This is a genomic window from Sphingomonas sp. Leaf34 (genome assembly GCF_001421805.1).
Taxonomy (GTDB): Bacteria; Pseudomonadota; Alphaproteobacteria; order Sphingomonadales; family Sphingomonadaceae; genus Sphingomonas.
This window is the reverse complement of sequence record NZ_LMLC01000001.1, coordinates 297,920-317,769: the sequence shown is the minus strand read 5'-3', so window position 1 is coordinate 317,769 and position 19,850 is coordinate 297,920. Positions and strand designations below refer to the sequence as shown.

Annotated in this window: 15 protein-coding genes; 7 read left to right on the top strand and 8 right to left on the bottom strand. The window is 68.3% G+C overall.

All coding sequences use genetic code 11. The annotated features are described in order from the left end of the window. Positions 1–65 precede the first annotated feature (65 nt). Positions 66–929, bottom strand: a complete 864-nt coding sequence (locus ASF00_RS01435) for an aspartyl/asparaginyl beta-hydroxylase domain-containing protein (protein WP_082463156.1) — start codon at positions 927–929, stop codon at positions 66–68. 146 nt (positions 930–1,075) lie between these two features. Between ASF00_RS01435 and ASF00_RS01430 the strand changes: the two genes are divergently transcribed. Next, positions 1,076–3,982, top strand: coding sequence for a M16 family metallopeptidase (locus tag ASF00_RS01430; protein ID WP_055873117.1), 2,907 nt, complete (start codon positions 1,076–1,078; stop codon positions 3,980–3,982). 170 nt (positions 3,983–4,152) lie between these two features. Here ASF00_RS01430 and ASF00_RS01425 read toward each other — a convergent pair whose 3' ends face one another. Both ASF00_RS01425 and trmB read right to left on the bottom strand, forming a co-directional pair. Then, complete coding sequence (locus tag ASF00_RS01425; protein ID WP_055873114.1) at positions 4,153–5,940, bottom strand: AMP-dependent synthetase/ligase; 1,788 nt, start codon at positions 5,938–5,940, stop codon at positions 4,153–4,155. A gap of 134 nt (positions 5,941–6,074) precedes the next feature. Continuing rightward, the gene (trmB, locus tag ASF00_RS01420; protein ID WP_055873112.1) at positions 6,075–6,755 is read right to left on the bottom strand and encodes a tRNA (guanosine(46)-N7)-methyltransferase TrmB; all 681 of its coding nucleotides are present in this window, start codon (positions 6,753–6,755) and stop codon (positions 6,075–6,077) included. A gap of 113 nt (positions 6,756–6,868) precedes the next feature. On the opposite strand from trmB, the gene ASF00_RS01415 reads away from it, so the two are divergent. Further along, positions 6,869–7,138 carry a hypothetical protein gene (locus ASF00_RS01415; protein WP_055873109.1) on the top strand — a complete coding sequence of 90 codons (270 nt, stop codon included), beginning with the start codon at positions 6,869–6,871 and terminating at the stop codon, positions 7,136–7,138. Positions 7,139–7,153: 15 nt separating this feature from the next. On the opposite strand, the gene ASF00_RS01410 is transcribed toward ASF00_RS01415, so the two are convergent. The 4 genes from ASF00_RS01410 to ASF00_RS01395 form a co-directional block, all read right to left on the bottom strand. Continuing rightward, a complete protein-coding gene (locus ASF00_RS01410; RefSeq protein ID WP_156348127.1) occupies positions 7,154–7,429 on the bottom strand; it encodes a hypothetical protein in 276 nt (91 codons plus the stop codon). Between the two features lie 63 nt (positions 7,430–7,492). After that, positions 7,493–8,347, bottom strand: coding sequence for a helix-turn-helix domain-containing protein (locus ASF00_RS01405; RefSeq protein WP_055873103.1), 855 nt, complete (start codon positions 8,345–8,347; stop codon positions 7,493–7,495). A gap of 194 nt (positions 8,348–8,541) precedes the next feature. Next, positions 8,542–9,132 (bottom strand): response regulator transcription factor, encoded by a 591-nt coding sequence (locus ASF00_RS01400; RefSeq protein ID WP_055873100.1) that lies wholly within the window; start codon positions 9,130–9,132, stop codon positions 8,542–8,544. Further along, positions 9,129–10,781, bottom strand: a complete 1,653-nt coding sequence (locus ASF00_RS01395) for an MASE1 domain-containing protein (protein WP_156348126.1) — start codon at positions 10,779–10,781, stop codon at positions 9,129–9,131. Before ASF00_RS01395 ends, ASF00_RS01400 begins: the two co-directional genes overlap by 4 nt. A gap of 147 nt (positions 10,782–10,928) precedes the next feature. On the opposite strand from ASF00_RS01395, the gene ASF00_RS01390 reads away from it, so the two are divergent. From ASF00_RS01390 to ASF00_RS01375, 4 genes are all read left to right on the top strand, one after another. After that, positions 10,929–11,768 carry a hypothetical protein gene (locus ASF00_RS01390; protein ID WP_162233546.1) on the top strand — a complete coding sequence of 280 codons (840 nt, stop codon included), beginning with the start codon at positions 10,929–10,931 and terminating at the stop codon, positions 11,766–11,768. A gap of 162 nt (positions 11,769–11,930) precedes the next feature. After that, entirely contained in the window at positions 11,931–12,443 is a 513-nt protein-coding gene (locus tag ASF00_RS01385) for an RNA polymerase sigma factor (RefSeq protein ID WP_055873095.1), read from the top strand. 51 nt (positions 12,444–12,494) lie between these two features. After that, complete coding sequence (locus ASF00_RS01380; RefSeq protein ID WP_162233545.1) at positions 12,495–13,430, top strand: FecR family protein; 936 nt, start codon at positions 12,495–12,497, stop codon at positions 13,428–13,430. A 2-nt stretch (positions 13,431–13,432) separates the two neighbouring features. Further along, positions 13,433–15,802 (top strand): TonB-dependent receptor, encoded by a 2,370-nt coding sequence (locus ASF00_RS01375; RefSeq protein WP_055873088.1) that lies wholly within the window; start codon positions 13,433–13,435, stop codon positions 15,800–15,802. A gap of 144 nt (positions 15,803–15,946) precedes the next feature. On the opposite strand, the gene ASF00_RS01370 is transcribed toward ASF00_RS01375, so the two are convergent. Beyond that, positions 15,947–16,432 (bottom strand): hypothetical protein, encoded by a 486-nt coding sequence (locus ASF00_RS01370; protein WP_055873085.1) that lies wholly within the window; start codon positions 16,430–16,432, stop codon positions 15,947–15,949. 138 nt (positions 16,433–16,570) lie between these two features. Between ASF00_RS01370 and ASF00_RS01365 the strand changes: the two genes are divergently transcribed. Then, entirely contained in the window at positions 16,571–19,777 is a 3,207-nt protein-coding gene (locus tag ASF00_RS01365; protein WP_055873082.1) for an autotransporter outer membrane beta-barrel domain-containing protein, read from the top strand. Positions 19,778–19,850 lie beyond the last annotated feature (73 nt).

Sequence of the window (19,850 nt, the reverse complement as noted above, 5' to 3'; positions counted from 1 at the left end):
CCGTTTCTTTCGGGCGATGTGCGATAGCGGGTGTTGGGGTAGCGGTGTCGTGTATTTCGGCCGTCTCAGACGTCGAGCTGTTTCACCGCGGCGTTCCAGCTGCCGATGTTGCGCACCGCATCCTGGACGAACGCCGAACGACGGACGATCCCGAGGAACAGGTCGGCGATCCACTTGCCCGGGTTGCGCAACGGACGTTCGACCTGGATCAGCAGCACCACGCGCGTCCCACTGGTGTCGTTCCACACCTCGTGCTGGTAGGTATCGTCGAACACCAGCGTTTCGCCTTCCGCCCAGCGGACGGTGCGATCGTGGACGCGCATCCTTACGTCGCCGTCGCGTGGCACGATCAGCCCGAGGTGGCAGGTGATCAGGCCTTTGGTGACCCCGCGATGCTCGGGAATATGCGTGCCTGGCGCGAGGATCGAGAAAAACGCGCTGTTGAGGCCGGGGATGCGCGCGACCGCCGCCGCCGTCTGCGGGCAGCGCGCGAGACTCTCTTCGATCGGATAGCCATAGCCATAGAGGAAGAACGAGCGCCATTTGTCGACCTCGGCGATCGAACGGTGATCGGGCGAGATCGTCGCCAGGCTGGGCGACGCGTCGCCTTGCAGCGCGACCTGCACCGCTTCGTCGCGGATCGCCGTCCAGCTGTCACGCAGGTCCGCGGTCCAGGCGAAGTCGCGGACATCGAGCACCGCGTCGTTCGAAACCAGCGATGAGGATGCGATCATCCGGTCGAACACGCCGCGCAGATGCTTGCCGACGCGGATGATCAGAGGGCGGTTGGCCTCGGCGACCATCGGTGTGCCGGGCCTGGCTGCACCCGAAACGATGTTCAGATCGGGTAGGCGGGCGCCGCGTCGTACGGCCGTCTCGCCCGAATCCCGCCACATTGAAGACTGCCCCAGTTTGGCTTCGACCGTCATCTCTACCCTGTATCCTGGCGCATCATGGCGCCGATCCCCTTGTCGAAGCACGATATACCCGCGGTGTTGGACGAAATGATGGCATCGCCGCACCGCGCCGGAGGCGAGCACTGGCGAGCGACGTCCGCGGGCGCTACAGATACGAGATGGTGTTTTTCTCGCGCTTGTATCGCGCTCCCGCCCTGCTTCCCGTCATCCTCGGCCTCGCCCTTCCGGCGAGCGGCCAGATGTCGACGCCGCAGGCCGTCTCCGCCCCCGCGAAGGAGGCGCCGACGCTTCCCGAACTGACCGGGATCGATACGACCGCGTGGCTCTACAAGGGCAGCGACCTCACCCGCGACCCCGAGTGGAAATTCGGCACGTTGCCCAACGGCATGCGCTTTGCGGTGCGCAAGAACGGCGTGCCGCCCGGCCAGGTCTCGGTGCGCGTGCGGATCGACGCGGGCTCGCTCAACGAGACCGACAGCGAACGCGGCTTTGCGCATTTCATCGAGCATCTCTCGTTCCGCGGCTCCGAATACGTCCCCGACGGCGAGGCCAAGCGCGTGTGGCAGCGGTTCGGCGCGACCTTCGGGTCCGATACCAACGCGCAGACCACGCCGACCTCGACGACGTTCAAGCTCGATCTGCCGTCGGCGACCGAAGCGGGGCTCGATGAGAGCCTGAAGATCATGTCGGGGATGATGGAAAAGCCCGTCATCACCGATGCGTCGGTGACCGCGGAGCGTCCCGTCGTGCTCGCCGAACAGCGCGAGCAGCCAGGGCCGCAGGTGCGCTTCGGCGATGCGATCCGCGCGACCTTCTTCGCCGGACAGCCGCTCGCGGACCGCTCGCCGATCGGCAACATCAAGACGCTGGAGGCCGCCACGGGCGCCACGGTGAAGGCGTTCCATGATCGCTGGTATCGCCCCGAGAATACCGTCGTCATCATCTCGGGCGATATGGACCCGGCGCTGTTCGGGCGGCTGATCGTCAAGAATTTTGCGGATTGGAAGGGCGTCGGCCCAGTCACCCCCACGCCCGATTTCGGCAAGCCCGATCCGAAGGCGCCGGTGTCCGCGACGATCGCCGAACCGGCGATTCCCGCGGTGGTGACGCTCGGCGTGGTGCGACCCTGGGAGTATAAGGACGACACCGCGATCATGAACCAGAAGCGGCTGGTCGACGTGCTGGCCACCCGCCTGATCAGCCGCCGCCTCGAAACGCGCGCGCGCGCCGGCGGCAGCTTCCTCCAGGCGGGCGTGTCGATCGACGACGTGTCGCGCTCGGCGAACCTGACCAGCGTCAACATCGTACCGATCGGCACCGACTGGGAGGCGGCGCTGAAGGACGTCCGCGCGGTGATCGCCGACGCACAGACCAACGCGCCGAGCCAGGCCGAGGTCGATCGCGAATATGCCGATTTCGACACGATCATGCGCACCAGCGTCGAGACCGCGAAGGTCGAGGCGGGGTCGAAGCAGGCCGACGACATGGTCGGCGCGCTCGACATTCGCGAGACGGTGGCCGGGCCGGAAACCTCGTACAAGATCCTGCAGGACGCCAAGGCGAAGGGCATGTTCACGCCTGCCACGCTGCTCGCGTCGAGCAAGGCGATCTTCGAGGGCACCGCGACGCGCGCGCTGGTGAACACGCAGACCCCCGACGCGGGCGCCGCGGCGAAGCTGGCGACGGCGTTGAAGGCGGACGTCTCGGGCCTGGCGGGCAAGCGCCGCGCGCAGGCGGCGGTCGATTTCTCGAAGCTGCCGTCGCTCGGCAAGCCGGGCATCGTGGCAAGCCGCGAGAAGATCACCGCGTTCGACATGGAGCAGGTGAACTTCGCCAACGGCACGCGCGTGCTGCTGTTCCCCAATGCCGGCGAGACCGGGCGCGTCTATGTCCGCGTGCGGTTCGGTGGCGGCTATACCGCGATCCCGTCGAACCGGCCGACACCGGCCTGGGCGGGTGATCTCGCGCTCGTCGCAGGCGGTATCGGCAAGCTCGATCAGGGCGATCTCGACCAGTTGACCGCAGGGCGGCGGATCGGGCTCGACTTCGGGATCGACGACGATGCGTTCACGCTGAACGCGATCACCTCGCCGACGGATTATGCGGATCAGCTGCGGCTGATGGCGGCGAAACTCGCCTTCCCGGCCTGGGATCCGGCACCGGTCGCGCGCGCGCGGGTGGCGGCGCTGGCCGGGTTTGCCGGCTATGATTCGTCGCCCGACGGCGTGTTGTCGCGCGACCTCGAAGGCCTGCTGCGCGCGGGCGATCCGCGCTGGGGAACGCCGTCGAAGGCGACCGTCGAGTCGCTCACCGCGAAGGACTTTCGCGCGTTCTGGGCGCCGATCCTGAAGACCGGACCGATCGAGGTCTCGATCTTCGGCGACGTGAAGGCCGAGGACGCGATCGCCGCCGTCGCCAAGACGTTCGGCGCGCTCAAGCCGCGCGCCGCCGTGTCGACGGTCGGCGCGCCAGTCGGCTTCCCCGCGCACAACACGACTCCCGTGATGCGCGCGCATACCGGACCGGAAAACCAGGCGGCGGCGGTGATCGCCTGGCCGACCGGCGGCGGGATCGACGACATCGTCGAGGCGCGCCGGCTCGACGTGCTCGCGCAGGTGTTCAGCGACCGGTTGTTCGAACGGCTGCGACAGGCGGCGGGCGCGAGCTACAGCCCGAACGTCTCGAGCCAGTGGCCGGTCGGGATGAGCAGCGGCGGGCGGATGGTCGCGATCGGGCAGGTCGCGCCTGACAAGGTGTCGTTCTTCTTCCAGATTGCGCGGCAGATTGCGGCGGAACTGGTCTCGACGCCGATCGCGGCCGACGAGCTCGACCGGATCAAGAAGCCGATGGGGCAATATATCCTGCGCGCCTCGACCGGGAACCAGTTCTGGTTGCAGCAGCTTGGCGGCGCGACGTTCGACCCACGCCGGATTGCGGCCACGCAGCGGATCGCGTCGGACCTCGTAGCGACCACGCCGGTCGAGCTGCAGGCGACCGCGGCGAAGTATCTGCGGCCCGAGAAGGACTGGACGATGGCGGTGGTGCCGACTGCGGCGAAGAAGTGACCTCCTTCCCTCTCCCTGCAGGGGAGAGGGAAGGAGGAGCCTCTTGGCGACGGGAGGGTGAGGGCACGGGCTTTGCGCCGGCTTCGTGCTTTCCGCCAGCCGCGTGCCCTCGTCCTCCCACACGCAAGTGCGTGCCCCTCCCTCTCCCCCGAGGAGAGAGGGGTTTGAGTTTAGGCCTTGTACAGCGCGTCTAGCCTCTCGCCATAGGCCTGTTTGATGACGTGCCGACGGATCTTCAGGCTTGGCGTGAGCTGCTCGTTCTCGATCGTGAACGGACCATCCGCCAGCACGAACCGGCGCACGCGCTCGGTTACCGTCAGATCGGCATTCACCCGCTCGATGGCATGTCCGATCGCGGTGCGGAACTCGCTGTTCTCCGCCAGCCGCGAAAAGCTGCACGCATCGCCGTTCCGCGCGCACCATTCCTGCGTCCAGTCGGGATCGGGCACGACCAGCGCGACCATGTACGGCCGCTTGTCGCCGGCGATCATCGCCTGCGCGATCTCGGGCTGGAGCGTGAGCATCCCCTCGACCTTTTGCGGGGCGACGTTCTCGCCCTTGTCGTTGATGATCAGGTCCTTCTTGCGATCGGTGATGCGGATCCGGCCGCGCTCGTCGATCTCGCCGATGTCGCCGGTGTGGAGCCAGCCGTCCTTGAGCACCTTCGCGGTCTCGGCATCGTTGCGCCAATAGCCGTGCATGACCAGTTCGCCGCGGACCAGGATCTCGCCATCCTCGGCGATGCGGACCTCGGTGTCCTTGAGCGCGGGGCCGACCGAGTCCATCCGGACGCCCGCCTTGGGACGATTGCACGAGATGACCGGTGCGGCCTCGGTCTGGCCATAGCCTTGCAGGAAGGTGAGCCCGAGCGATTCGAAGAACAGCCCGACCTCGGGGTTGAGCGGTGCCCCGCCCGAGATCATCGCCTTCAGCCGGCCGCCGAATTTCTTCGAGATCTTCGGCTTGAACAGCGTCGCGACCACCGCCTGCATCGGCCGGTCGATCAGGCGGAGGCGACCGGCATAGCGCTTGCCGCCGATGTCGAGCGCGCGCGCCAGGAGGTAGGCCGACGCGCCGCCCTGTTTCTCGATCGTCTTCGAAATGCGCGTGCGCAGGACCTCGAACAGGCGGGGCACGACGAACATGATCGTCGGCCGCGTCTCCTCGATGTTCGCGGCGAGCTTTTCGAGGCCCTCGGCATAATAGATCTGCCCACCCAGCGAGATCGGGAAATGCTGGCCGCCGGTGTGCTCATAGGCGTGGCTGAGCGGCAGGAACGACAGGAAGACCTCGTCGTCCCAGCCGAAATCCTCGGAGATCACCGCGGCGCACCCGGCGCAATTGTGCAGGATCGCGCCGTGGTGCTGCATCACGCCGCGCGGCGCGCCGCCGGTGCCCGAGGTGTAGATGATGCAAGCGAGATCCTCGCGCGTGAAATCGGCGCGCGCGGCGGCGGTCTCGGGCGCGGTCGGATGCGCGGCGATCAGCGCGTGCCAGTTGTGGAAGTCGATCGAGGAAGGAACCTTCATGTCCTCGAGCCCGATGACCGTGTGCGCCTGGTTTGAGCGGATGACCGCGGGAAGCAGCGTCTTGGCCAGTTTCGCGGTCGAGACGATGATCGCGCAGGCGCCCGCATTCTCGATGATGTGGAGGTGATCGCGTTCGGTGTTGGTGACGTAGGTCGGCACCGTGACGCAGCCCGCCGCCATGATCGCGAGGTCGCTGAGGCACCATTCGGGGCGATTCTCGCTGACCAGCATGACGCGGTCGCCGCGTTTAAGGCCGATCGCGGTAAGTGCGGTGGCAAGGCTTGCGACTTGGCGCGCGGCATCGGCCCAGCTGGTGGCGACCCAAGCCCCGCTCGTCTTGGTCCACAGGAACGGCGCGGCGCCCTTCTCCGCGGCGCGCGCGAAGAACATCGTGACAAGGTTCGGGAATCGTTCGAGCTGGCGCGGCATGATCTCTCCCTGGGCGCACCGCGAGCCGACGCGCCTCGTTACCGCCCTTGTAGGCGAGAAGCCTTGCGCCGGACAATCGCCGACACCGTCGATGACGTCCGCCGCTTCAGATGCTCGCGCGTGCTCGATCGCGGTCAGACGCGGACATACCTGAAATACCAGACCTCATGCCCCTGCCGCCGCGCTTTCCGCTCGTACCGCGTTTCGGGCCAGTCGGCGGGGCGCGTGAGGAAATCATGCGGCGTTTCCGCCTGCCAGACGAAATCGCGACGCGCATTCATGATCATCATCGACCAGCGGCAATAGGTCGGGTCGTCGGTGCCGAGCCGGAACTCCGCGCCGGGTTTCAGCTTGGCCGCGATCGTGTCGAGCGGCCCATGGTTGACCATGCGCCGCTTGGCATGGCGTGCCTTGCGCCACGGATCGGGATGCAGCAGGTACAGCCGGTCGAGGCTCGCATCGGGCAGCCGCTCGATGACCTCGAGCGCATCGCCCATGTGCAACCGCACATTGGTCAATGCGCCATCGCGGATATGCGCGAGCGCGCCGACGACGCCATTGAGGAACGGTTCGCAGCCGATGAACCCGATCTCGGGATTCGCCGCGGCCTGACCCGCGAGATGCTCGCCCGCACCGAAGCCGATCTCGACATGCAGCGGACGGTCTTGGCCGAACAGCATCGCGGCGGTGATCGCACCCTCTTCGGGCACCGACAGGTCGGCGAGCGTTTCCTCGACAAGGGCGGCTTGGCCAAGCCGGAGCTTGTGGCCCTGGCGGCGCCCATAGAGGCGGCGGATAATGGAAGGATCGGTCATCGCCGCGCGCTCTAGCGCCGTGCGCGCGCAGGCGCAAAGCGTCGCGCGGATGTTTCAGCATTTGCGCGACCGGACTCTGGCATTGCCGCGGCGCTTGCCGTACCGGATGCTGCATGGGCGATCTGGACAGGCTGGTTCCATCGGGAATCATCGAGCAATGGGTCTATCACCTGCGGCGCCAGCGCGCGCGCGCGCTAGATGCGATATGGTTGATCGATCAGGGCTTCACGCTGCACGACGGGCAGGGCGGTACGCCGCGGCACGATGCGACCGCACGGTGGCGCGCCGAGCAGGAGACCGTGGTCGAGGAAGTGACCGCGTTGCTGGCGCTGTACGACGGAATCAATCTGGGTAAGGTCGACGCCGACGTCTTGGCGGACTGAGGTCGGGCCGCCGTCTCACGGCTGGTCGCCATAGCTTTGCCGGATGAGCCATCCGGTCATGCGCAGCGACGAGCTTTGCGGCATTTCGGGATCGGCCATGCCGACGACCTGCTCGGCCGAGGTCATGAGCTGGGCATGGCGATCGCTGAGCAACAGGTGCGCAGTCCGGCCACGCGCCGTTTTCGACCGCTCGGCGAGGTGTTTCTCCTGAAGCGCGCGATCACGGTGATAGGCGACGCGGTCGCGCCAGGCGTCCGCGGTCGTCGGCGTCTCGGTATGATCGTCCGTCATGTTCGTCTCCAGCACCGTCTGGAGATCGATGTAGATCAGTTTAGGCGCAGTTACCCGGCGTGGTTAACGCGCGGCCGGGGGCGCGGGCTGGCCATCAGCCGAGCTATCGATGCGACGAAGATAGCGGCGCGGGGTGGTGCCAAGAAATCGATTGGCATCGCGCAGGAAGTGCGACGCGTCGAAATAGCCGAACGCCGCCACCGAGGCGAAGTCCAAGTGCGTTTCCTGGAACCGCTCGAGCGCCGCGATGAAACGACGGCGCATGAGCAGCGTCTTCGGTGGGAAGCCGAACCAGCGCAACGCGATGCGGCGTAGGTTGTGCGGCGACGTCGCGAGTTGCTGGGCCGCGGTTGCCGCATCGTAGACGACACCGTCGTCGATCAACCGCATTAACGGTAAAATCAGCGGCCAGTTGCCGCCATCGGCCGATGCGATGTCGCGCGCGACGATCGTCTCGGCGAGCCGCGCGACCGCCGCCAGCGCGATATCGGTCGGGGCTGCGTCGACCAGTCCGTCGAGGCACGATATGCCGAGATCGCGCGCTCTGATGATGCGATCGGCTGTCGTCGCCGCGATGGTCCCGGTGAGGCGCGACCAGTCCAGCGGGCTCAGCGGAATTTCGATCGGCGCGGGACCATCGATCTTCAACGCGACCGGGCGGCTGGACGGACCGACGATCGCGACATCGGGCAGCCGGTCATAGCGCCGATTGCGGATGGTGGCGGATACGCGCGTCTGTTCGGGGATCAGCAGGATCCGTGCGGTTCCGGGCAGGCGCGACACGTCGACCGGGCCGGCAGGCCGCGGCTGCGGATTGGCGAGTGCGTCGATCCGCGACCGCAGCGCGCCCTCGACCGAGCATGATGGCGGCATCATCCCTTCGGCAATGGAGGGCGAGCGCATCGGAAAAACCAGCATCGTTATATCCCATTATCGAATGCGGATCGGCTATCGACCGCATGCCGTGTGACCGACACTTGATCCAGATTGTACAACGGCGAAATGTCCACCGGGCTCAACTTTGAGACATCGGAACAATTGTTACGGGGAAAATCCTGATATCTCCAGCAGCTGCGGACGGGCGTTCAGGCGTCGGCGCGCGGGGCGCATGATCACGAGACTAGCGCGATCAGCTGGGCCAGCCCGTTGGTGCCGGTCTTGGTGACGATCGCGGCGCGGTGGTTCTCGATCGTCTTGATGCTGAGACCGAGTGCGCCCGCGATCGCCTTGTTGCTGTGGCCGCACACGAGCAGGTCGAACACCTGCCGCTCGCGCGTCGTCAGCGTCGCGGTCCGCCGGCTGAGCAAACGGCGGCGGTTCGACCAGGCAACCCCCTCGGCCACCGCGATCAGCAGGCGGTCTTCGTCGATCGGCTTTTCGAGATAATCGAGCCCGCCATAACGCCGCACGCTGTCGACCGCGTTGGCGGTGGTCGGCCACGCGGTCATGAACACCAGCGCGACATCGGGATCCAAGTCGCGCAGCGCATCGGCGAAGGTGAAGCCGTCCATGTCGCCCATCATCACATCGGAGATGATGCAGGCGGCGTGCCCGCTCGTATAGTCGCGAAGCAATGCGGCGGGCTCGGCGAACGCCCGCGCGGCGTGGCCGTGGCGGGCGAGCAGCCGCGCGACGCTGGCCCCGAGATCGATGTCGTCGTCGAGCACGTAGACCGTCGCCGGTTCAGCGGTGGAAGCGATCATGTGGCATCTCCGACGAGCGATCCGACGAGGGGAAGGGTGATGATATGCGCGATCCGCGCCGGACCGCGATCCGCGCGCGCGAGCGTCCCGCCATGCGCCTCGACGATCGCCTTCGCGACCAGCGAGCCGACGCCCATGCCTTCATGCACCAGCGGGTGATCGGTACAGTGGTTGACGACCGCGATCGCGGCGTGCCCGCCGTGATGCGTGTCGAACCGCGCATCGCGGCAGGTGACGGTGATGTCGACGATCCCGTCGTCGGTCGCCTGGACGGCGTTGCGGACAAGATTGACCAGCGCCTGCGCGATCTCGATCTCCTGTGCCAGTACGGTCCATTCGGGATCGATGGGCGCGATCCGGATCGTCACGCCGGCGACGCTCGCTTCGGGCCGGACCAGCGCCTGGACGGTATCGAGCAACGTCGCGACCGGCAGCAGCGACGGCTCGTCGACCGCGCGCCCGCCGAACCGCCTGAGCCTACGGACCAAGGTCGACAAGGTTGCGGTCTTGCGTTCGATCAGGACAGCGGTCTCGGCGATCTCGGCGTCGGCGTGCGCGCTTATCTCGACCAGATGGCGCGCCTCGATCGCCAGCGTCGACAGCGGCTGGCTGATCTCGTGGATGACCGCGACCGACATCGCGCGCAGCGTCTTGAGGCGTTCGGCCTGGAACAGCATCCGGTCGCGCCGGGCGACGGCGGCGAGCGCGCGTGCCTCGGCATCGGCGAAGCTGCCCGCGAGATAGCCGACCACCGTGACCGCGGCGAGGCTCATATGCAGCGCGAGCCGCTGGTCGACGGGCATCGCCCCGGTGGTCTCGGGCAGGACGAGGATCGCGGTGGTGACGATCGCAGCCCAGGCGGCGGCGCGACCAAACCGCAGCCCGATCCAGGCGATTGCGAGCAGCACAGGGGTTGCCGGAAGACCAAGGCCGATCGTCGCGAGCATCGCCACCAGCCCGAGCGACATCCCGAGCACGAGGATTGCCTCGGCGACATGCGCCCGCGACGGAAAGATCGCCGGCATCACCGTCTTGCCGTCGGACAGGTCGGCGAGCCACAGCAGCGGTGGCGCGACCAGCAGGACGCCGAGCATGTCGCCGACCGCGAACCCGGTCAGCGAGGCGATGACGTCCCGGACGTTTGCGACATTGGTGATGTCGGGCCGGACAATCGACCAGGGCAGCGCGAACGTGACGGCAGTGATCGGCGCGAGGACGGAGGCGAGACCGAGCGGCATCGGCGCGGTCGCCAGACTGCCGCTTGCACCCGCCGCGAGCCGGCGGACCACCGCGACCGCGACGCCGTACGCGATCACCGGGCTGGCGATCCCGAACATTTCGCGCGGCCAGTCGGGGTGGCTGAAGACGACGATCCCCGTCAGGCACTGGACGACGATCTCGGTCAGCGCGGCGGCAGGGGCAAGGCGCGCTCCGAACCGCCAGAACAGCGCGAGGCGAACGCCGGCAGCCGGGAACCACAAGGAATAATAGCCCGCGCCGCCCCACAGGATCGCGAGCCGGTGCAGCGCGAAGAAGGCGACCCCATAGCCGGCGAGCAACAGCCACTCGCGATCGCGCGGGATCCAGCGAGGACGCCCGCGCACCGGACTGTCCGCAGCGGGAGCGACAGGAAGGAAAGCGATCGGCATGGATGCTCGATACCCCGAACGGCGTTGCGCAATACCAGGGAATTACCCGGACGCGGCGGGTGTTCGGCAATGGCGATTGTAAGGACCGGGGGTTTTTCCCGGACTGACGCGGGGCGGGCCGCGCGCTTACCCACCGGACTCAAGTGAGTGTCCGGGGAATCCGATGTCGGCCGAAGCACGATGAACTATTACCACAATATCGAAGGCGAACAGATCAGCCCGATGGTCTTGCCGGCGATCTCGATCGGCGGCGACGCGCTGTTCGCGCTGCGGCAGACCATGGTTTCGGGCACACATGCCCTAGCGAACCTGCGGGTCGATTACCGCCCGAGCGAAGATGGTCGGCGGACGATCGCACAGGACGGCCATAGCGGGCCGGGAATCTATGCGTGCTTCTGGGATCGGCAGCTGTTCTACGTCGGCACCTTCGCCGGCAACGACCGGCCGACCAACGGCAACGTCGCCCGTGAGCGCTGGACCAAGCATATCGCCGGGATGACATTTCGCGGCCACAACGTGACGATCGGCGAACGCGCGCTCGCGCAGATCGCACGCGGTGCACCGTCCGCGCTTGGCACGTTGCTGCTCGACGCGGATCGGGCGCGGATTTCGAAGACTGCGGGCGCGCTCCAGACGCACTACGCCAAGTTCCGGTTCGCAGACCGGCTATGGGACGATTTCTCGGTGCTCGACACCGACATGCTGACGCGGTTCGCGTTCGTGTTCATGCGGCCGTCGCTGCACGGTCGGCTCGCGGGCATGGATAAGGCGGCGCTCGATTCGCATCTTCGCGCCATGGAGCGGGGAATCGTCACGCTGCTCGATCCGCCCTGCAACGGGGCGTCGCCCAATGGCGATGGGACGCCTGGGCCCGGCATGGCAGACACCGCGCAAACGATGCGGCAGGTGATGGATGCGCATCTTGCCGCAGTTCAGGGCGACCACCCCGATTATCAATTGAAGCCACGCCGCACGCGCAAGATGTAACGCGCATCGACAGGCGAGACCGCTGTCGCCTTGTGGGATAGAGGCTAAGGACCCCTCGATCGCGGGCAGCCGCTTGGATTGTACGCGCGGCCTTAGCCCTGTAGGCTTACCGGACAACGGCGCCGCTGCGCGCCGATGGGCGGCCATCGACACGGGCGGAACATGGACTCCTCGGGCCTCGAAGCCGTTTTCCTCGCTAATCGCGACACGCTGCTGCGGTTCATCCGCTCGCTCGGCGCGCGCGATGCGGAGGACGTGCTGCACGAGGTGTGGGTCCGGATCCAGTCGGCGCCGACCGGGCCGATCGCGTCGCCACTGTCGTATCTGTTCCGGATGGCCAACAACCTGATGCTCGATCGCCATCGCGCAGTTCGGCAGGCGGAGAAGCGCGATCGCGAATGGACCGAGGCGACCGGCGGCGCCTCGCTCGACCGATCCGAGGCGCCGTCCGCCGAACGCGTGGTGATCGCGCGCGAACAGGCCATGCTCGCGGAGGCGGCGTTGCAGTCCGTCGGCGACCGGGCTGCGCGGATCTTCAGGCGTCACCGGATCGACGGTGTCGAGCAGCGTGTGGTCGCAGCGGAGTTCGGTGTCAGCCTCAGCACCGTCGAAGCCGACCTGCGCAAGGCGTATCGTGCGATCACCGATGCAAAGCGACGCTATGACGAGGGCTGAGGCATCAAGGGCGCACGCGATCGGCTCCGTCTTCGGCTATAGGAGGCCATGATGGCGGATCAGGACGATATCGACGCGCACGCGCTGGACTGGGTAATCCGGACCGGCAGCGATGCGTTTGACGACTGGCCGGCGTTCATGGCCTGGCTGGAAGCGGACCCGCGTCACGCCGCTGCCTATCATGCGATGGCGGCGGATATCGAGGATATGGCCGCATTCGTGGCGGCTCAGCCGGCTCAGCCCGCTCAGCCCGCTGCACCGGTCGTCGCTGCGATGCCGAAGCGGCGCTGGCCGGTCTGGGCCGGCGGCGCGCTCGCCGCCTCGCTGGCGCTCTTCGTCGGGTATCAGGCGACCGAGACGGGCGGGCACCCCTATGCAGTCGAGACCAATGCGGGGGCCATGCGGACGGTGCAACTCGCCGACGGCAGCAGCATCGCGATGGGCGGTGCGACGCGACTGATGCTCGACCGCGACGACCCGCGGGTCGCGACGCTCGAACGGGGCGAGGCGATGTTCATGGTCCGGCACGACGCGAGCGATCCGTTCGAGGTGAGCGTCGGCGGCGCGCGGCTGGTCGACGTCGGCACCGCGTTCGACGTGAAGCTCGCACGGGGCGAGACGCGCGTCGCGGTGTCGGAGGGGGCTGTCGACTACAATCCCGGGCGCGACGCGATCAGGCTGGTGAAGGGGCAGCGACTGCATGTCCGCGACGGCCACGCGACCGTGATGGCCGTCGACGTGGCGAGCGTCGGATCGTGGCGCGACAGCGTGCTAGCCTATGAAGGCGCGACGCTGGCGGAGGTCGCGGACGATCTGTCGCGTGCACTCGGCGTCGATCTTCGCGCCGATCCGACGGTGGCGAATCGTCCGTTCAGTGGCAGCATCGCGACCGCCAAGCTGGCGGGCGATCCTCGGCTGGCCGCGCCGCTGCTGGGTGTGGCGATCCGTCAGACCGGCAGTCACTGGGTGATGTCCGCGCGCTCGTGACGATGCGCGGATGTCTGGTCGTCGCGGCGCTCGCCGTCGCCGTTCCGGCGCAGGCCGGGCGCGCGATGCTCGACCTGCCGGCAGGCCGGCTCGGCGACGCGGTACTGGCGCTCGGGCGGCAATCGGGAACGAGCATCGTCGTCGGCGACCAGCGGCTTTGGGCGCGGCGCGTACCGGCGGTACGTGGACGGATGAGCACGCGCGAGGCACTCGACCGGCTTGCGGCCGCGGCAAAAGCGGAAGTCGTCATGGCAGGCCCGGTCGGGTGGCGGCTCGTAGCGCGCGCGCCGCGTGTCGACGCGGTCAGGGTGCGGCGACCCAGGCCCGTTCCTGCCACCGCGCCGGTTGCGCAAGGTGCGGACATCGTCGTCACCGGCAGCAAGCGCGACGTGGCGCTGCGCGACTTTGCCGGGCAGGTGGCGTTGCTCGACGGCGTCGATCTCGCGCTTGGCGGGGCGGGGGGGACCGAGGCAATCCTCGCGCGGCTGGCGAGCGTGTCGTCGACGCATCTGGGGGCCGGACGCAACAAGCTGTTCATCCGCGGGATTGCCGATTCGAGCTTCACCGGGCCGACGCAGACGACGGTCGGACAATATTTCGGCGATCTGCGGCTGAGCTACAACGCGCCAGATCCGGACCTGCGGCTGTACGATATCGCCTCGGTCGAGGTGCTCGAAGGGCCGCAGGGGACGCTGTACGGCGCAGGCTCGCTCGGCGGGATCATCCGCACCGTGCCGAACGCGCCCGAGATGGGCGCGGTGTCGGCGTCGATCGCGGGGGGGCTGTCGGCGACATGGCATGGCGATCCGGGCGCCGATCTGGGCGCGACGCTGAACCTGCCGCTGGGCGAACGGGTGGCGCTGCGCGTGGTCGGCTACGGCGTCAGCGAGGGCGGCTATATCGATAATCCAGCGCTCGCGCGGCGCAATGTTAACCGGACGCGGATCGGCGGCGGTCGCGCTGCGCTGCGGCTCGACGCGGGGAATGGCTGGAGCGTCGATCTGGGCGGAATCGGGCAGTGGACCAAGGGCGACGACAGCCAATATGCCGACCGCGATGCACCGAGCCTCGGCCGGGCGGCGCTGACTCGGTCGAGCGCGATCGTGCAGGGGTTCTCCGCGGACTATGCGATGGGGCAGGCGGTCGTGTCGGGCGCGATCGGCGGGGTGAGGGTCAAATCCTCGACCGGGATCGTCGGGCAGGCGCTGACCGAACGCTATGACGCGACGATGCCCGGGGGCGATGCGCGGGTATTCGCGCAGCGCAACGCAACCACGCTGATCGCCAACGAGACGCGGGCTTGGCGGCCGATGCGGCACGGCTTCGGCTGGGTGGTGGGCGGCAGCTTCACGCACAACCGGACGCGGCTGTCGCGCTCGCTGGGCCCGATCGATTCACCCGCGCCGGTGACGGGCGTCACCAACAGCATCGACGAAGCGACGTTGTACGGCGAGGGCAGCGTGCAGCTTGTTCGCGGGCTGACCGCGACGGCGGGCGCGCGCGTCACGCGCGCATCGCTGGCGGGGACCGGCGAGGACATCGCCCCCGCGCGGCTGGAGTCGGTCGCGGTGGCGCGTGCGCGCGTGACGGCGGACCGGATCGAGACGAGCGTGCTCCCGACCGCCTCGCTGATCGCGGCGGTGCTGCCCAAGGTGTCGCTCTACGGGCGGTATCAGCAGGGGTTCCGGCCGGGCGGGCTGGCGATCGAAAGCGATTTCGTACGACGGTTCGAGAATGATCGCGTCGCGACGCTTGAAAGCGGCGTGCGCTATGGTTTGGCGGGTGCCGATACCGCCTATCTGTCGGCGAGCGTCTCGCACACGGTCTGGAAGGATATCCAGGCGGATTTCATCGATGCGACCGGCCTGCCGAGCACCGCGAACATCGGCGACGGGCGGATCTGGACGTTCAGCGCGGCGGGCGGGTGGAAGCCGGTGGCCGGGCTGACGCTCGACGCGGGCTTCACCTACAATGACAGCCGCGTGACCGAGCCGAGCGCGGCGCTTTTCGTGGCGCTCGCGCGGATGAGCCAGGTGCCGAACATCGCGCGCTATGCCGGGCGGCTTGGCGCGGATTACCGGCGCGAGATCGGCAGGGATCTGGAACTGCGCGTGTACGGCTGGGCGCGCTATGTCGGGCGGTCGCGGCTGGGCGTTGGCCCGGTGCTCGGCGAGGAGCAGGGGGATTATCTCGACACCGCGCTGACCGCGCGGGTCGGGCGGCCGTCGCTGGGGGTGACGCTCGGCATGACGAACCTGACGGACAGCGTCGGCAACCGGTTCGCGCTGGGGACCCCGTTCCAGCTGGGGAACGGGCAGATCACGCCGCAGCGTCCACGCACGATCCGCATCGGCCTGGATGCTGCGTTCTAGCGTTCAGCGCTGCGATCGTCCCCCGCCAGGGTCAGGTGGATCGCGCAGCGAGACGGAGGGGGAGGACACGCAACCCAGGTGGCGCATGCCTCCCCCTCCGTCTGGCAAGCGCCAGCCACCTCCCCCTTGCGGGGGAGGATTAGGTCAGGCGTTCGCCAGCGCGCGCTGGTCGGCGGGGAGCAGCGCGAGGGCGGTCTTGTAGCAGTCGTCGACGTGCGAGTTGCCGACGAGCTTCATCGCACCGAAGCTGATCGTCGCGGCCACTGCCGAGCCCGCGAACGGGATGAACTTCGCCATCGATCCGACCGCGATGCGCGCACCCATACGGCGGAGCAGTGCGACGACGATGCGCTTGGTGACCATGCGGCCGATCATCGTGTTGCCCAGGCTCGACGCCATCACCAACGCCTGCTGCGCGAATTGCGGCTCGAGCTTTTGCACCTGCTCGTGATCGAGCCCGAAGCGCTTGCTGATTTCCGGCAGCAGCTTGGTGAGCAGGCCGATGTCCGCGACGATGTCCGCCCCCGGGATCGGCACGACCGCAGCCCCCGCCGACACCATCGCGCGCGAGGTGACGAGCGTCTTGCTCTCGTCGCGGATGCGGTCGAGTTCGGCGATGGTGGTGATCATGGCGGTATAAATCCCTGAAGCTGTCCGGCCGACAACGCGCCGCCGCGATCCTGGTGCCGTGGGATAATGCGGCGGGCTCCAAGGCTGGCCGCGCACGCCTCCGTCCTCTTTTCGAAAACACATCGAAAAGGGTTCCGTATGCGTCGTCTCCTGCTGACCACCACCTGCCTGTTCGCGATCCCCGCGTCGCTGCACGCGCAGACCGTGATCGATACCAAGCGGACCGACGCGGTGCGCACGTCGACGATCAAGGCGGGCGCACCCGACAATCTGAAGATCGTCGCGGCGGGGTCGGTGACGCCGACCAGCGGCACTGCGGTGACGATCGACAGCGTCAATTCGGTCGCCAACGAAGGCACGATCCAGGTGACCAACGCCGACGGATCGACCGGCATCCTGGCCAATGCCGGCACCGGCGGCGGCATCACCAACGCGGCGGCGGGCAAGATCATCATCGACGAGAGCTATGTCGCGACCGACACCGACAAGGACGGCGACCTTGACGGGCCGTTCGCGGCGGGCACCGGGCGGACCGGGATCCGCACCGCGGGCGCCTATACCGGCGCGATCGTCAACAGCGGCGCGATCACGGTGAAGGGCAATAACTCCGCGGGGATCTGGCTCGGCGGCCCGCTGACCGGCGCGTTCACGCATGACGGACAGACATCGGTCACCGGCGACCGTTCGACCGGCGTGCGGATCGCGGATGTCACCGGCAACGTCCGGCTGGCGGGTACGATCGCGGCGATCGGGCAGAACGCGGTCGCCGCGCGAGTCGATGGCGACATTGCGGGCGCGCTGGTGGTGCAGGGCGCGCTTGGGTCGACCGGCTATCGCTATGTGACGCCGCCCGCCGACCCGTCCAAGCTCGACGCGGACGATCTGTTGCAGGGCGGATCCGCACTGGTCGTCGCGGGCAACGTGTCGGGCGGGATCATCTTCGCGGTGCCGCCCAAGGATGCGAGCACGACCGATACGGACGAGGACAAGGACGGGCTGCTCGACAGCACCGAGGGTTCCGCGGCGATCACGTCGTACGGCGCGGCGCCGGCGGTGCAGATCGGTTCGGCCACGCGCGCGGTCGCGATCGGCGCGGTGGCGGGAACGGGCACCGGGTTCGGCCTGATCGTCGACGGCGGCATCGCGGGAAGCGGCGTCTATGGCGGCATCGAGGGCAATGGCCTGGCGATCGGTGGGCTTGGCGGAGCGGTGACGATCGCCGGCGGGATCGGCGTCAACGGCACCGTCGCGGCGACCGCGAACGGCGCGAGCGCGACCGCGCTGAAGCTGGGGCGCGGTGCAGCGACACCCGAGATCCGCAACGCCGGCACGATCTCTGCAGCGGGCGGCGGCACGACCGCGTCGGTATCCACCGCGGTGCTGGTCGACAGCGGCGCGTCGGTCGGCACGATCCGCAACAGCGGCACGATCAAGGCGACCGCGCAGGCCGCCGACGGCACCGCGATCGGCATCCTCGACCGGTCGGGCACGGTGGCCCTGGTCGAGAATAGCGGCGCGATCGGCGCGTCGGGGGCACTCGCCACCTCCGAGCGCAACGTCGCGATCGACTTGTCGGCGACCACGACCGGGACGATCGTCCGCCAGACCGCGGTCGCCACCGGGATCGCTGCACCGGCCATCGTCGGCGACGTCCGCTTCGGCAGCGGCAACGATGTGTTCGAGGTCGCCGACGGCACCGTCGCGGGCACCGCGCGGTTCGGCAGCGGCACCAACCGCCTGGTGCTGTCGGGCGATGCGACCTTCACCGGCGGGACGGTGTTCGGCGCGGGCAACGATGCGCTCGCGCTGGCCGGCACGTCGGTCTTCAGCGGCGCGGCGGACTTCGGCGGCGGCAGCGATACGCTGACGCTGGGCGGCACGTCGCGCTTTTCGGGGACGCTGGCGAACGCCGGCGGGCTGGCGGTCGCGGTCACTGGCGGGACGCTCGACATCACCAGGGCGGCGTCGATCGCGTCGCTGTCGGTCGGCGGCGGCGGGATTCTGGCGGTGACGCTCGACAAGACCGGCGGCACGGGCACGATGATCCAGGTCGCCGGCACCGCGGCGTTCGACAAGGATTCGAAGCTCGCGCTGAAGCTGACCAGCGTGGTCGACGCGGAAGGCCGCTATGTCGTGCTGAAGGCGGGGACGCTGACCGGCGCCGCGAACCTGACCGCGACCACGACATTGCTGCCGTTCCTGTACAAGGGCAGCATCGCGACGGGCACCGGCAACGACCTGGCCGTCGACGTCGCGCGCAAATCGGCGACCGAACTCGGGTTCAACCGGTCGCAGGCATCGGCCTATGATGCGGTGTACAAGGCGCTGGGCAACGACGCGAAGGTCGGCGGTGCGTTCCTGAACATCACCGATGGCGATGCGTTTCGGCGCTCCGTCCGCCAGATGCTGCCCGACCATGCCGGCGGCACGTTCGAGGCGGTGACGATGGGCTCGCGCGCGACCGCCCGCGTGCTCGCGGACCCGCACGGGCCGTTCAAGGACGAGGGCAGCTGGGGCTATTGGGTGACTCAGGTCGCGTGGGGCACGTCGAAGAGCGTCGCCGACACCGCGGGCTACGACATCAGCGGCTGGGGCGTTTCGGCAGGCGCCGAGTACAAGACCGGGGTGGGCAATTTCGGCACGTCGCTCGCCTATCTCAACGGGCAGGACGCGGACGACGGCACCGACAACGAAGTCCGCTCGGGCCAGTATGAACTGGCCGGATATTGGCGCGGGCACTGGGGCGACCTGCAGGCGAATGCGCGCGTTTCGGGCGCGAAGATCACGTTCGACGGCACGCGCCGCTTCACCGGCGCGATCGGCAGCGAAGTCGTCGACCGGACATCGCGCGGCGACTGGAACGGGACGCTCTACTCGGCGTCGAGCGGCGTCTCGTGGGACGGAGGCAAGGGCATCTTCGTGTTCCGGCCGGTGCTCGCGATCGACTATTACAAGCTGAAGGAGGATGGCTATCGCGAGAGCGGCGGCGGTAAGGCGATCGACCTGGTCGTCCAGTCGCGGACCAGCGACGAGCTGGCGGTGACCGCAAGCACCGCGCTGGGGCTGAACTTCGGCGGCACGAGCCCGGACGAGGGCTGGTTCCGCGTCGAGGCCGAGGGTGGCCGGCGCGAGCTGGTCGGCGGCGGGCTGGGAGCGAGCAGCGCGTCGTTCGAGGGCGGGCAGTCGTTCATACTGACGCCCGAGGAGCGGACGAGCGGCTGGGTCGGCAAGCTACGCGCGGTCGGCGGTGGGTCCGCGTTCCGGATGGGCGGCGAGTTCGGGGCCGAGCAGCAACAGGGCCGCGTCGCGCTGTCGCTGCGCGCGAGCCTGCAGATCGGGCTGTAGAGCTCGCATGCCGCAATCCTCCCCCGCCAGGGGGAGGTGGCAGGCGCTAGCCTGACGGAGGGGGAGGCACGCG

Coding starts and splice junctions, on each gene's coding strand:
- ASF00_RS01365 (WP_055873082.1), top strand. CDS start 16,571: ATGCGTCGTCTCCTGCTGACCACCACCTGCCTGTTCGCGATCCCCGCG.
- ASF00_RS01425 (WP_055873114.1), bottom strand. CDS start 5,940: ATGCCGCGCCAGCTCGAACGATTCCCGAACCTTGTCACGATGTTCTTC.
- ASF00_RS01385 (WP_055873095.1), top strand. CDS start 11,931: ATGGACTCCTCGGGCCTCGAAGCCGTTTTCCTCGCTAATCGCGACACG.
- ASF00_RS01430 (WP_055873117.1), top strand. CDS start 1,076: ATGGTGTTTTTCTCGCGCTTGTATCGCGCTCCCGCCCTGCTTCCCGTC.
- ASF00_RS01395 (WP_156348126.1), bottom strand. CDS start 10,781: ATGCCGATCGCTTTCCTTCCTGTCGCTCCCGCTGCGGACAGTCCGGTG.
- ASF00_RS01375 (WP_055873088.1), top strand. CDS start 13,433: ATGCGCGGATGTCTGGTCGTCGCGGCGCTCGCCGTCGCCGTTCCGGCG.
- ASF00_RS01410 (WP_156348127.1), bottom strand. CDS start 7,429: ATGACGGACGATCATACCGAGACGCCGACGACCGCGGACGCCTGGCGC.
- ASF00_RS01405 (WP_055873103.1), bottom strand. CDS start 8,347: ATGCTGGTTTTTCCGATGCGCTCGCCCTCCATTGCCGAAGGGATGATG.
- ASF00_RS01435 (WP_082463156.1), bottom strand. CDS start 929: ATGACGGTCGAAGCCAAACTGGGGCAGTCTTCAATGTGGCGGGATTCG.
- ASF00_RS01400 (WP_055873100.1), bottom strand. CDS start 9,132: ATGATCGCTTCCACCGCTGAACCGGCGACGGTCTACGTGCTCGACGAC.
- ASF00_RS01415 (WP_055873109.1), top strand. CDS start 6,869: ATGGGCGATCTGGACAGGCTGGTTCCATCGGGAATCATCGAGCAATGG.
- ASF00_RS01380 (WP_162233545.1), top strand. CDS start 12,495: ATGGCGGATCAGGACGATATCGACGCGCACGCGCTGGACTGGGTAATC.
- trmB (WP_055873112.1), bottom strand. CDS start 6,755: ATGACCGATCCTTCCATTATCCGCCGCCTCTATGGGCGCCGCCAGGGC.
- ASF00_RS01370 (WP_055873085.1), bottom strand. CDS start 16,432: ATGATCACCACCATCGCCGAACTCGACCGCATCCGCGACGAGAGCAAG.